General features: G+C 64.4%; 11 protein-coding genes and 2 pseudogenes. 11 read left to right on the forward strand and 2 right to left on the reverse strand.

The features are described from left to right. Window positions 1-79: 79 nt before the first annotated feature. The 6 genes and pseudogenes from JQC81_RS09780 (at window position 80) to JQC81_RS09800 (ending at window position 4,513) form a co-directional block, all read left to right on the forward strand. Entirely contained in the window at window positions 80-391 is a 312-nt protein-coding gene (locus JQC81_RS09780; RefSeq protein ID WP_203271633.1) for a hypothetical protein, read from the forward strand. 24 nt (window positions 392-415) lie between these two features. Further along, window positions 416-472: pseudogene (locus JQC81_RS33820) on the forward strand (hypothetical protein); the annotation flags it as partial. A gap of 183 nt (window positions 473-655) precedes the next feature. Next, entirely contained in the window at window positions 656-1,321 is a 666-nt protein-coding gene (locus tag JQC81_RS09785; protein ID WP_281400249.1) for a calcium-binding protein, read from the forward strand. 15 nt (window positions 1,322-1,336) lie between these two features. Beyond that, window positions 1,337-1,765, forward strand: a pseudogene (locus JQC81_RS09790) (hypothetical protein); the annotation flags it as partial. A gap of 214 nt (window positions 1,766-1,979) precedes the next feature. Beyond that, the gene (locus JQC81_RS09795; RefSeq protein WP_203271635.1) at window positions 1,980-3,356 is read left to right on the forward strand and encodes a pyridoxal-phosphate dependent enzyme; all 1,377 of its coding nucleotides are present in this window, start codon (window positions 1,980-1,982) and stop codon (window positions 3,354-3,356) included. Then, window positions 3,353-4,513: a cystathionine gamma-synthase gene (locus JQC81_RS09800; protein ID WP_203271636.1), complete on the forward strand. Its 1,161-nt coding sequence runs from the start codon at window positions 3,353-3,355 to the stop codon at window positions 4,511-4,513. The genes JQC81_RS09795 and JQC81_RS09800 overlap by 4 nt, the downstream gene beginning before the upstream one ends. A 125-nt stretch (window positions 4,514-4,638) precedes the next feature. On the opposite strand, the gene hutC is transcribed toward JQC81_RS09800, so the two are convergent. Both hutC and JQC81_RS09810 read right to left on the reverse strand, forming a co-directional pair. Beyond that, on the reverse strand, window positions 4,639-5,343 hold the full coding sequence (gene hutC, locus JQC81_RS09805; protein WP_203271637.1) for a histidine utilization transcriptional repressor HutC: 705 nt from the start codon (window positions 5,341-5,343) through the stop codon (window positions 4,639-4,641). Window positions 5,344-5,360: 17 nt separating this feature from the next. Next, entirely contained in the window at window positions 5,361-6,719 is a 1,359-nt protein-coding gene (locus tag JQC81_RS09810) for a formimidoylglutamate deiminase (protein WP_203271638.1), read from the reverse strand. 153 nt (window positions 6,720-6,872) lie between these two features. On the opposite strand from JQC81_RS09810, the gene hutI reads away from it, so the two are divergent. From hutI to JQC81_RS09835, 5 genes are read left to right on the forward strand one after another with little or no spacing between them, the layout of a single operon-like run. Further along, window positions 6,873-8,075 (forward strand): imidazolonepropionase, encoded by a 1,203-nt coding sequence (gene hutI / locus JQC81_RS09815; RefSeq protein ID WP_203271639.1) that lies wholly within the window; start codon window positions 6,873-6,875, stop codon window positions 8,073-8,075. Beyond that, the gene (hutH, locus tag JQC81_RS09820; protein ID WP_203271694.1) at window positions 8,075-9,619 is read left to right on the forward strand and encodes a histidine ammonia-lyase; all 1,545 of its coding nucleotides are present in this window, start codon (window positions 8,075-8,077) and stop codon (window positions 9,617-9,619) included. The genes hutI and hutH overlap by 1 nt, the downstream gene beginning before the upstream one ends. Further along, entirely contained in the window at window positions 9,619-10,452 is an 834-nt protein-coding gene (hutG, locus tag JQC81_RS09825) for an N-formylglutamate deformylase (protein WP_203271640.1), read from the forward strand. Before hutH ends, hutG begins: the two co-directional genes overlap by 1 nt. Window positions 10,453-10,463: 11 nt before the next feature. Beyond that, window positions 10,464-12,128: a urocanate hydratase gene (gene hutU, locus JQC81_RS09830; protein WP_203271641.1), complete on the forward strand. Its 1,665-nt coding sequence runs from the start codon at window positions 10,464-10,466 to the stop codon at window positions 12,126-12,128. Beyond that, the gene (locus JQC81_RS09835; RefSeq protein ID WP_203271642.1) at window positions 12,128-12,721 is read left to right on the forward strand and encodes a HutD/Ves family protein; all 594 of its coding nucleotides are present in this window, start codon (window positions 12,128-12,130) and stop codon (window positions 12,719-12,721) included. The genes hutU and JQC81_RS09835 overlap by 1 nt, the downstream gene beginning before the upstream one ends. Window positions 12,722-12,997 lie beyond the last annotated feature (276 nt).

Here is a 12,997-nt window from a genome sequence, read left to right on the forward strand (position 1 = left end):
CTCTATTGCAGCTGGATTTCCAGATCAAGCCGATGCGGCTAAGCGTTAGAATAGCCTGTCAGACGTGGACGGATGCAGAATGGACGATCGCAAGGAATACTGGTGGGTTCGCCACGAGGCCGTGGTTCAGCCGGCCGAGGTCGGATTTGTGGGCGGCATACCCGTGAGCTTTCGGTTCATCGGAACGGCCGGCAGCATCCCGGCCGCGTCGGCCGAACTGATCGAGCGCCTGCCCTCTCCTCCCGTGCCGATCATCAGGCCCCATGTTGAGCCATCACCGCACCCGCAGGTTCAGCCCCAGCGGCGCGGTTCGTGGCTATGGTTTATCGGAGTTCTTCTCTTGATCCTCGTCGCCCAGTGCTCAGGGCAGCTCTTCGACATGATCAAGTGAAGAAGAGTTTAATGCAATGCAGGCAACAACATCATCGACGGCGGCAGGGGCAGCGATGTCATGACCGGCGGCCTGGGTGACGACACCTACTACGTCGATCATACGGGTGATGTCGTGGTTGAGAAGCCGGGTGAAGGCACCGACCGCGTCAACAGCTACATCTCGTATACTCTCAGAGAGAATGTTGAGCACCTCACCCTGCTCGATCCTGTTATCGCCGGGGTAGGACCAGCCATCATCGGCACCGGAAACGAACTGAACAACATGATTGTCGGCAACAGCTTGGCCAACAAGCTGAATGGCGGCGCCGGTGACGACACCCTTCTGGGCGGAGCCGGGAACGATACGCTGGACGGCGGCGCAGGAAACGATACGGCCGTGTTTTCCGGCAACTATGCGAACTACGCCATCGGCGGAACCCTCGCGAGCCGCACCGTCGCCGGCACGACGGAAGGCACGGACACCCTGCTCAATATCGAGGTTCTGCAGTTCGCGGACGGCAAGCTTGTGGGCGACACCTGGGTGCCGAACCCGATTGCCCCTCCTCCGGTGACTCCGCCGGCTCCCCCTCCTCCGGTAGCCACCGGCAATGACGTCGTCGCCCGCGACGGAACGGCCCGCTCCAATACCCTTACCGGCAGGGACAACATCGACGACGTGATGAGGGGCTTGGGCGGCAACGACACGATCAGGGGACGCGGCGGCAATGACAGCCTCAGCGGCGGGTCCGGCAACGACAAGGTCTACGGCGACGGCGGCGACGACCGTGTCCAAGGCGACGGCGGCAATGATCGGGTCTACGGCGGTTCCGGCAATGACCGGGCTTACGGCGGCGCCGGCAACGACAAGGTTTACGGCAGCGCCGGGCATGACCGGGTCTATGGCGGCTCCGGTCACGACACCGTCGACGGTGGATCGGGCAATGACTGAGTCTATGGCGACTCAGGCAACGACCGGGTCTATGGCGGCACCGGTGATGACGTGATCAACGGTGGATCCGGCAACGATCGGCTCTACGGCGGTGCCGGCAGCGATGCCTTCGTGTTCAACTCGAGGCTCGGAACTGCCTCGACGGATCGCAAGGTGAACTTCGACACCGTCGTCGATTTCAAGGTCAGGGATGACAGCTTCCTGCTCGACAACGCCGTGTTCAAGAAGCTCGGCAGCGGATCGCTGTCCAGCCCGACGGAGTTGAACCAGGAGTTCTTCGTGGTCGGCACCAAGGCACGGGAGCGGGACGACTACCTGATCTACAACAAGAAGACAGGCGTGCTCTCCTACGATGCAGACGGCTCCGGCTCGAGGGAGGCGGTGGAATTTGCTCAGCTGAGCAAGAACCTCAAGCTCACCTACAAGGACTTCTTCGTCATCTGACGATGCACCACCCGAAGAGCCCCGGCCGAAAGGTCCGGGGCTCTTTGTGTTTTCGCATCTAAAAGTCAGCCGCCGGCTTCTGCCACCAAACCGGCAGATCGCAGTTGAGTGATTGGAAGGATAGGTGACAACCGCCATTGACCTCTGTAAAGACGAGGTAGTTTCACATCGAAATGAAACGCAATATTTTATTTCACATCTGAAAGATGATAATATGGCTGCGCGCGGCGCTCTGGACCTCATCGGCCGGACCCCTCTCGTCGAGGTGACAGGTCTCGGCACAGGTTCCTGCAGGCTCTTCCTGAAGCTGGAAAGCGCCAATCCCAGCGGCTCCATCAAGGACCGGCCGGCCCGCGCCATGATCGAGGCGGCGGAAGCCGAAGAGCGCCTGAAGCCCGGCGGCACCATCATCGAGGCCACGGCCGGCAATACCGGAGTCGGTCTCGCGCTGGTCGGCGCCAGCAAGGGATATCGCACCCTCCTCGTCGTGCCGGACAAGATGTCCCGCGAGAAGGTGCTGCATGCCAAGGCGCTCGGCGCCGAGGTCGTCATCACCCGCTCGGACGTGGGCAAGGGCCACCCGGACTATTACCAGGACCTCGCTCAGGCGATCACCGCCAGGACGCCCGGCGCCGTCTACATTAACCAGTTCGAGAACCCGGCCAATCCCGCCGCCCACGAGGCGAGCACAGGGCCCGAGATCCTGGAGGGTATGGACGGCGACGTGGATGCGGTCGTGGTCGGCGTCGGCTCCGGCGGCACGCTCACCGGGGTCGGGCGCTTTCTCAGTAAAACATCGCCGAAAACCGCCATGGTGCTGGCCGATCCCGCTGGCTCGATCCTCGCGCCGCTGGTCGAGACCGGCGAAATGCTTGAGGCCGGCTCCTGGGCCGTCGAGGGCATCGGCGAGGATTTCGTGCCGCCGAACTGTGATCTCTCCCTGGTGAAGAAGGCCTATTCCATCACCGACAAGGAAAGTTTCTCGGCGGCGCGGGAGCTCCTGCGCAAGGAAGGCATCCTGGCGGGCTCCTCCTCCGGCACGCTGCTGGCAGCAGCCTTGCGCTATTGTCGCGAACAGACCGAGCCGAAGCGTGTCGTCACCCTCGTCTGCGATACGGGCGCCAAATACCTGTCGAAGGTGTTCAACGATGCCTTCATTGCGCAGGAAGGCTGGCTCGATCGCAAGGTGACAGGCACGGTCCGCGACGTGGTGATCAATCCTTTCGGAGAGGGCGCCACTATCTTCGTCTCGCCCAGCGAGACCCTGCGCTCGGCTTTCGCCCGCATGCGATCCTCCGACGTGTCGCAATTGCCTGTGATCGACGACGGCCGCGTGGTTGGGCTGATCGATGAGAGCGACATTCTCGACGCGCTGGTGGCCAACGAGGCCGCGCCGCAAAACGTGTTCGACAGGCCGGTGCGCGACGTGATGGTGACGCGCCTGCAGACCATCGCGGCCGATGCTCCCGTGCGGGAGCTTCTGCCCCTCTTCGCCGCCGGTCTCGTGCCGATGATCATGGATGGCGACGCTTTTGTGGGCCTCGCCACCCGCATCGACCTCATTAACTTCTTCCGGATCCAGCCCCAATGACCACCCGCAACCAGCTCGATTTCGCCACCCGCTGCATCCATGCAGGCCAGTCGCCGGATCCCACCACTGGCGCCGTGATGATGCCGATCTACGCCACCTCAACTTTTGCGCAGGAGAGCCCGGGCGTTCACAAGGGTTTCGAATATGCCCGCTCGCAAAACCCGACCCGCATGGCCTTCGAGCGCTGCATCGCGGATCTTGAGGGTGGGTCGGCAGCCTTCGCGTTCTCCTCAGGGCTCGCCGCGAGCGCGACAGTCCTCGACATGCTGGAGCATGGCTCGCACATCGTCGCCTCGGACGATCTCTATGGCGGCACGCGCCGCCTCTTCGAACGTGTGCGCCGGAAATCGGCTGGTCTCGACATCACTTACGTGGATCTCGGCGATGCGGATGCCGTGAAGGCGGCGCTTCGCCCCAACACCAAGCTCGTTTGGGTCGAGACACCGACCAACCCGCTCCTGAAGCTCGCCGATCTCGAAGCCACTGCGGCGGCCACGCGCGGACACGGCACCTGGCTTGTGGCCGACAACACCTTCGCCAGCCCTTGGGTGCAGCGCCCACTCGAGTTCGGCTTCGACATCGTGGTGCATTCCACTACGAAATACCTCAACGGCCATTCTGACATGGTGGGCGGCGTGGTGATCGTCGGCCAGAACCAGGAGATCCGTGAGAAGATCGCGTTCCTGCAGAATGCGGTCGGCTCCGTGTCTGGCCCCTTCGACAGCTTCCTGGCCCTGCGCGGCCTGAAGACCCTGTCGCTGCGCATGGAGCGGCACTGCACTTCGGCGCTCAAGATTGCGCAATTCCTTGAGGCGCATCCTGGCGTCGATGGCGTCATTTACCCGGGCCTCGCCTCGCATCCGCAGCATGAACTCGCCAAGCGCCAGATGCGTGGCTTCGGCGGCATCATCACCGCCCGCATCAAGGGTGGGCTCGACGGAGCGACGCGTTTCCTGGAGCGCTGCCAGCTCTTCACCCTGGCCGAGAGCCTAGGCGGCGTGGAAAGCCTCATCGAGCATCCGGCGATCATGACCCATGCCTCCGTGCCCCCGGAAGTGCGGGCCGAACTCGGCATCGACGACGGCCTCGTGCGCCTGTCGGTCGGCATCGAGGATGCGGACGATTTGATCGAGGATCTGCGCTCAGCTTTGGGGTAAACGTCAAACGCTCTCTGTCCTATTCGTCATCACCGGCCTTGTGCCGGTGATCTCGACTAAGAAAGGCGCCTTTCTGATCGGGATGGCCGGGACAAGCCCGGCCATGACGTTGAGGAGTATTTTGATCACGCAACCGGCGAGAAGCGTCCCACGAGCTGATGCCTGTCGCCCGGATAAGTGATCCGTGCCTCGGTCACAAAGGCTCCCGCCTGCCAGGTCCGCCGCTCCAGCATGAGACAGGCTGTTCCCGTCTGGATCTGCAGTTGCTTCGCCAGCGTACCATTCGCATTCACAGCACGCACGATGTGCTCCGCATCCGTCCACGGCACGCGCCGCAACAGCCAGGTGCCGGGCGGGTCTTCCTTGAACGGCTCCTCGCCGGCTTCAGGCACAGTCGCAAGGTTGATCAGGCGCTGCTCGAAGGCTTGCGGCACGTCATCCATCACATGGAGCGTCGAGACACAGAGCATCTCCGTACCCGCCGGCAGGCCGGTGCGTTGCGCGGCGGCGGCATCGATGGGCTCGATGGAACGGTGCAGGATCTTGAAGCGGTACTCGACACCGGCGCGTGCCGCCTCAAGGGCGAAATCCTGGATCTGCAGCACTGCCTGCTGGTTGCTCGGCTCCGCCACCACCGTTCCCGCGCGGCGCCGGCGTGTGATGAGGCCATTGGCGGCGAGCGTCGAGAGCACCTTGTTCACGGTCATGCGTGAGCAGCCGTATTCCGCCATCAGCTCGTGCTCGAAGGGAATACGGTGCCCCGGCGCCCATTCGCCGGACATGATCTTGGCCTCGATGTCGTCGCGGATGCGCTGGTGCAGGTGTTTCATGCCGCTTCAATCTTCTCTCAGGCCAGGATACGGGCCATGGCCTGCGCATAGCGGGCGCGGATCGCGTCGCGGTTCACATGCCGGCCACTCGTGACCACGGGCTTGCCCGCGACAAACACCGTATCGATGGCGGCCTTGCCGGTCACGAACACATACGAATCCAGCCAGCGATCCCCTGAGACGGCGGCGAGATCGGGATGATCCGCATCGAGCACGACGAGGTCGGCGCGATGCCCCTCGGCGATGGCGCCGATCCGCCGCCCGAGCGCCTGCGCTCCACCCGCCAGCGCTTTCTCGTAGAGGCTGCGCCCCGTCGACTGCCCCTCGCGCTCGGCCAGAACATTGCGGGCACGGTGCTTGAGGCGCTGGCTGTACTCGAATTGCTTGAGCTCTCCCGGAGCCGAAATCTCGATGTTGGAATCCGACCCGACGCCGAAGCGACCTCCAGCGGCGAAATAGTCAACGCCCTCAAAGATGCCGTCGCCGAGATTAGCCTCGGTGATCGGGCACAGGCCTGCCACCGCGCCGCTCGATGCGATGCCCTTCACCTCCTGCGGGTCGAGATGCGTGGCGTGGATCAGGCACCAGCGCCGGTCAACAGGGGCATGATCGAGCAGCCACGCGACCGGGCGCTGCCCTGACCATGCAAGGCAATCCTCCACCTCCTTCACCTGCTCGGCGATGTGGATGTGGACAGGCCCCTCGCCTGCCATCGCGACGACCTCGCGAAGGCTCTCCGGCGTGACGGCGCGCAGGCTATGGGGCGCGATGCCGACGACCGCATCTTCGAGACTAGTGACGGCCTTGCGCGCGCCTTCCAGCAGACGGGCGTAACTCTCGACATCGTTGATGAAGCGCCGCTGCCCTTCCGTTGGCGCGGCACCGCCGAAGCCGCCTTGCGCATAAAAGACCGGCAGGAGCGTCAGGCCCATGCCGGTCTCGTGCGCCGCAGCGGCGATCCGCCCGGAGAGTTCCGCGATGTCTGTGTAGGTGCGGCCCTCGGCATCGTGGTGCAGGTAGTGGAACTCAGCGAGCGCGGTGAAGCCGCCTTCCAGCATCTCCATCATGGCGAAGGCCGCCACGGCCTCCACATCGTCCGACGTGAGGGAGCCGAGGAAGCGGTACATCACCTGGCGCCAAGTCCAGAAGCTGTCCCCTTCTGGCCCGCGCGTTTCGCCGAGGCCCGCCATGCCACGCTGGAAGGTGTGGCTGTGCAGGTTGGGCAGTCCGGGCAGCGCGATGCCAGCAACGCGCTCACGGCCCTCGGCGAACGCATTGGGCTCGACGGCGGCAATCGTCCCGCCCTCAATGTTGAGGCCGACATTCCGGGCCCAGCCGGCGGGCAGGAGAGCGTGATCGAGAATGAGCCTGCGCATCGCTGATACCCTTGCTGCAAAACAACCTGACCTTGGCAGCCGCCAAAAAGCCATGCCGCCGCCCGACGATCAGAGCCGATTGAATACGTCTAGACAATACCGATTGTCTGCAGTTATGTATAGACATAATCGCAAACGCACCGGAGCAGGAACATGCGCTTCGACCGAGTCTGGCTCAACGCTCGTCTTGCTACGCTCAAAGGTGACGGTCTCGGGATCGTCGCGAGCGGCGCCGTTGCCGCTAAGGACGGCCGCATCGCCTTTGCCGGGCCTATGCAGGACATGGCCGTAGGCTGGGATGCGGTCGAGCGAATCGACTGCGAGGGCCGCTGGATCACCCCAGGCCTCGTCGACTGCCACACGCACCTCGTCTATGGCGGCGACCGCGCCCACGAGTTCGAGCTGCGCCTTAAGGGCGCGAGCTATGAGGAGATCGCCCGTGCCGGCGGCGGCATCGTGTCCACCGTGAAGGCGACCCGCGCGGCAAGCGAGGACGCGCTCGTAGCGAGCGCCCTGCCCCGGCTCGATCATCTCATCGCTGAGGGCTGCACGACTATCGAGATCAAGTCGGGCTACGGGCTCGATCTTGAGACGGAGGCACGCTCCCTGCGGGCCGCGCGCCGTTTGAGAGAAGAGCGCCCCATCTCCGTCACCACCACATTCCTCGGTGCCCATGCGCTGCCGCCGGAGGCGAACGGCGACAAAGATGCGTTCATCGACAAGGTCTGCCGGGAGATGCTGCCAGCGCTCGCCCGCGAAGGATTGGCCGATGCTGTGGATGCGTTCTGCGAAGGCATCGCGTTTTCACCCGAGCAGACCGCGCGCGTGTTTGAGGCCGCCAAGGCATATGGCATGAAGATCAAGCTCCATGCCGATCAGCTCTCCAACCTCCATGGAGCGAAGCTCGCGGCCGATCACGGCGCGCTCTCGGCCGATCATCTCGAATACACGGACGAGGAAGGCGCCGCCGCCATGGCGAAGGTCGGCACGGTGGCGGTGCTGCTGCCGGGTGCCTTCTACATGCTGCGCGAAACGAAGCTTCCGCCGGTTGCTGCCTTCCGTGACGCTGGCACCCGCATGGCGCTTGCGACCGATTGCAATCCCGGCACCTCGCCGCTCACCTCGCTGCTCCTCACCATGAACATGGGCGCCACCCTGTTTCGCCTGACCGTCGAGGAATGCATCGCCGGCGTGACGCGCGAGGCCGCGCGCGCTCTTGGAAAGCTCGATGAGATCGGCACGCTCGAGCCCGGCAAGAGCTGCGATCTCGCGATCTGGAACATCGAACAGCCGGCGGAGCTCGTCTACCGCATCGGCTTCAACCCGCTTAACGCCCGTGTCTGGAGGGGACAGTGATACAACCCATCAAGCTTCACCCCGGCTCCGTTTCTCTGGCCGATTGGCGCAGCGTCTATTTCAGCGCCGATATCGCCCTGGATCAGGATTGCCGCAGGGCCATCGAGGCCAGCGCGAAGACAATCGAGACCATCGTCACGAAGGGCGATCCGGTCTACGGCATCAACACGGGCTTCGGAAAGCTCGCCAGCGTGCGCATCGGCGCTGCCGACCTTGCGACGCTCCAGCGTAATATCGTGCTCTCGCACGCCGCCGGCGTCGGCGAGCCGCTGCCTGTTTCCGTAGTTCGTCTGGTGATGGCGCTGAAGCTCGCGAGCCTCGCACAAGGCGCATCCGGTGTGCGCTGGTCCACTATCGAGCATCTCACGGCCTGCCTGAAGGAGAATTTGGTTCCGGTTATTCCAGGCCAGGGCTCGGTCGGTGCCTCGGGCGACCTCGCCCCGCTCGCCCACATGACGGCGGCCCTCATGGGCGTCGGCGAGTTCTTCGTCGATGGCGTGCGGGTGAAAGCGGAGGCTGCCCTCGCACGGGCCGGTCTCACCCCGCTGATCCTGGGACCCAAGGAAGGCTTGGCGCTTCTCAATGGAACGCAAGTGTCGACCGCGTTGGCACTCGCAGGGCTCTTCGAGGCTGAGCGGGTGTTCCAAGCCGCTCTAGTGACGGGCGCGCTCGCGACCGATGCGGCGAAAGGATCCGACGGCCCGTTCGACGAGCGCATCCAGAAGCTGCGGCGCCATCGCGGGCAGATCGAGGTTGCGGCCTCCCTGCGTGCCCTGATGGAAGGAAGCGCGATCCGCGCCTCGCACCTCACCAACGACGACCGCGTGCAGGACCCGTACTGCCTGCGCTGCCAGCCGCAGGTAATGGGCGCGGTGCTCGACCTGCTGCGTCAGGCAGCCGAGACGCTCGGCACGGAAGCGAACGGCGTCTCCGACAATCCGCTCGTCTTCTCGGATACGGGCGAGGTCATCTCTGGCGGCAACTTTCATGCCGAGCCTGTGGCATTTGCCGCCGACATGATCGCCATGGCGCTCTGCGAGATCGGATCGCTGGCGGAGCGGCGCATCGCCATGCTGGTCGACCCCACCCTCTCGGGGCTTCCCGCCTTCCTCACGCCGAAGCCGGGCCTCAACTCCGGCTTCATGATCCCGCAGGTGACGGCCGCAGCCCTCGTGTCGGAAAACAAGCAGCGCGCCTATCCGGCGAGCGTCGACTCGATCCCGACCTCCGCCAACCAGGAGGACCACGTGTCCATGGCAACCCATGGCGCACGTCGTCTCCTGCCGATGGCGATGAACACCGCCAACGTCATCGGCATCGAATACCTGGCCGCCGTCCAGGGCTGCGACTTCCACGCGCCGATGCAATCCAGCGAGCGCCTGGAGCGCGCCCGTGCCCTGCTGCGTGCCCAGATTCCGCATCTTGATGATGACAGGCACATGGCGCCCGAGATGGAGGTAGCCACGGCTCTCGTCGCCTCCGGTGCCCTCGCTGATGCGGTCGGCGGCGACGTGCTGCCGCTCGTCGCGGACGAGGCAGAGTGATGAGCACGGAGTTTCCGGACTGGCTCACCGTCACCTGTGGCGAAGCGCCCCTCGTGGTGAGCCTGCCGCACACCGGCACGGACATCCCGGCGGAGTACGAACGCGGCCTCGTCTCGCCCTGGCTTGCGCGCAAGGATGCGGATTGGTGGATCGAGCGGCTCTACGACTTCGCGGTAGAACTCGGTGCGACCGTGATCCGCACGACGATCTCCCGCACCGTGATCGACGTGAATCGCGATCCATCCGGCGTGTCGCTCTATCCGGGTCAAGCAACAACAGAGCTGTGCCCCACCACGACCTTCGACGGCGAGCCGCTCTACAAGGCTGGAACGGAGCCGACAACGGAGGAGATCGCCGAGCGCCGCGCCCGCTACTTCGATTCCTATCACGCGACGCTGCGCAGCGAGATCGAGCGCTTGCGTTCAAATCATGCCAATGTGGTGGTCTATGATTGCCACTCGATCCGCTCGGTGATCCCGCGCCTCTTCGACGGCACCCTGCCCCACTTCAACATCGGCACCAATAACGGCACCACCTGTGCGCCTGCCCTGAGCAATGCCATCGAGAAGATCTGCATCAGCAGCGGCTTCAGCCACGTGGTCAATGGCCGCTTCAAGGGCGGTTACATCACGCGAAGTCTCGGAAACCCCGAAGCCGGTGTTCACGCCGTCCAGATGGAGCTCGCCTGCCGCGGCTACATGCGCGAGCCCCTCGGCTCCGTCACCGAAGGCGAGTGGCCGACGCCTTATGATGAGGCTTATGCCGCGCCCATGCGTTCAGCGCTCACGCTCATTCTCCAGACCTGTCTCACCTTCGCCCAATCCAAAGCCTGAGGATCCGTCCTATGACCCGCATCGACAACGCCCGCGTGATCCGCGCTCCGCACGGCACAGACCTTTCCGCCAAGAGCTGGCTGACGGAAGCGCCCCTGCGCATGCTGATGAACAATCTCGATCCGATGGTCGCCGAGAAGCCCGGCGAGCTCGTGGTCTATGGCGGCATCGGCCGCGCAGCCCGCGACTGGGACAGTTTTGATCGCATTGTCGCTGCGCTGAAGAACCTCAACGATGACGAGACGCTGCTCGTGCAGTCAGGCAAGCCCGTGGGCGTGTTCCGCACCCACGCGGACGCGCCACGTGTGCTGATCGCCAATTCCAATCTCGTGCCGCACTGGGCCACCTGGGACAAGTTCCACGAGCTCGACCGCAAGGGACTCATGATGTACGGCCAGATGACGGCCGGCTCCTGGATCTATATCGGCACGCAGGGCATCGTGCAGGGCACTTACGAGACCTTCGTGGAGGTGGGCCGCCAGCACTACAACGGCGATCTCTCCGGCCGCTGGATCCTCACCGGCGGTCTCGGCGGCATGGGCGGCGCACAGCCGCTTGCCGCCACCATGGCCGGCGCCTCGTGCCTTGCGGTCGAGTGCCAGCCGAGCCGCATCGAGATGCGCCTGCGCACCGGCTATGTGGACCAACGCGCCGACACCCTCGACGAGGCTCTCGCCATCATCGAGCAATCCTGCCGCGACAAGAGCCCGGTTTCAGTTGGCCTCCTCGGCAACGCCGCCGAAATCTTCCCGGAGATCTACCGGCGCGGCATCCGCCCCGATGCGGTGACGGACCAGACTTCGGCGCATGACCCCATCAACGGCTATCTGCCGAAGGGCTGGACGCTCGCAGAGTGGGAGGCCAAGCGCGAGACCGATCCGAAGGCCGTGGAGCATGCCGCGAAGCAATCCATGGCCGAGCACGTGCGCGCCATGCTGGACTTCCACAAGGCCGGCGTACCGACCCTCGATTACGGCAACAACATCCGCCAGATGGCGAAAGAAGAGGGCGTCGACAACGCCTTCGACTTCCCGGGCTTCGTGCCGGCCTATATCCGGCCCCTCTTCTGCCGTGGCATCGGCCCGTTCCGCTGGTGCGCACTCTCGGGCGATCCGGAGGACATCTACAAGACCGACGCCAAGGTGAAGGAGCTGCTCCCGGACAACAAGCACCTGCACAACTGGCTCGACATGGCCAAGGAGCGCATCAAGTTCCAGGGGCTGCCGGCGCGCATCTGCTGGGTCGGCCTCGGCGACCGTCACCGTCTGGGACTCGCCTTCAACGAGATGGTAGCCAAGGGCGAGCTGAAGGCTCCGATCGTGATCGGCCGCGACCATCTCGATTCCGGTTCGGTGGCCAGCCCGAACCGCGAGACGGAGGCCATGAAGGACGGCTCGGACGCGGTCTCCGACTGGCCGCTGCTGAATGCCCTCCTCAACTGCGCCTCCGGCGCCACTTGGGTGTCGCTGCACCATGGCGGTGGCGTTGGCATGGGCTTCTCGCAGCATTCGGGCATGGTGATCGTCTGCGACGGCACGCCGGAAGCGGCCAAGCGCGTCGAGCGCGTGCTCTGGAACGATCCCGCCACCGGCGTGATGCGCCATGCGGATGCAGGCTACGACATCGCAATCGACTGCGCCCGCGAGCACGGTCTTAACCTCCCGAGCCTGCGCTGATGAAAGCACGCATCATCCGCAACGAGGATCTCGTTCGCGTTCCCTGGAAGAACGGCGGCGGCACCACGGCGGAGATCGCCGCCTTTCCGGAGGGCTCGGGCTTCGACACGTTCAGATGGCGCATCAGCATGGCGGATGTCGCCTCCGACGGGCCGTTCTCGGTCTTTCCAGGCATCGACCGAACGCTGATCGTGGTCGAGGGCGAAGGCATCGAGATCGATGTGGAGGGCATCGCCTATACGCTCGACAGGGCTTCTCCGAAGCTCTCCTTCTCCGGCGATGACATCACCACAGGGCGGCTCCTCTCAGGGCCGATACGCGATCTGAACGTCATGACCCGGCGCGGCCAGTTCCGGCACCGGACGCGGTTCGTGGAGTCCGGTGTGGCGCTGCTCTCCGAGGAGACCTGTGCGGCCGTCCTCGTGCCGCTCGATGGCCCGTTCGACGTGACGCTTGGACCAGCGATCCATTCGCTGCAGGTGCTCGACACGCTGATGCTGGAGGCGACGCAGGATCTTATCCTGCTCCCCGGGACGGGCCGGGGGTTTCTCGTCGAGATCGCGCCGGACAAACCTGAGAAGGCTGGCTCATAAATCTCCAACCTCATCCTGAGGAGCAGCCGTGAGGCTGAGTCTCGAAGGAGGATCCAGTGCTCTCTGAAGGCGCCCTCGTCCTTCGAGACGCTACGCTCCTCAGGATGGGGGCTCAGGTAAGGCATCGCATATGGTGAGACTTTTAGGGGTGCCCTTTAGGCGAACGATGCCCAAAACAACGGCAGGACATAATGTCTATACATTTGACATTGCCGCTTCGTCATGGTGCCATTCGTCCGCTCGGACAAGCATGCACGGTATGAGAAGCGCAAACCT

The sequence above is a fragment of the Microvirga arabica genome (assembly GCF_016811235.1).
GTDB classification, from domain to species: domain Bacteria; phylum Pseudomonadota; class Alphaproteobacteria; order Rhizobiales; family Beijerinckiaceae; genus Microvirga; species Microvirga arabica.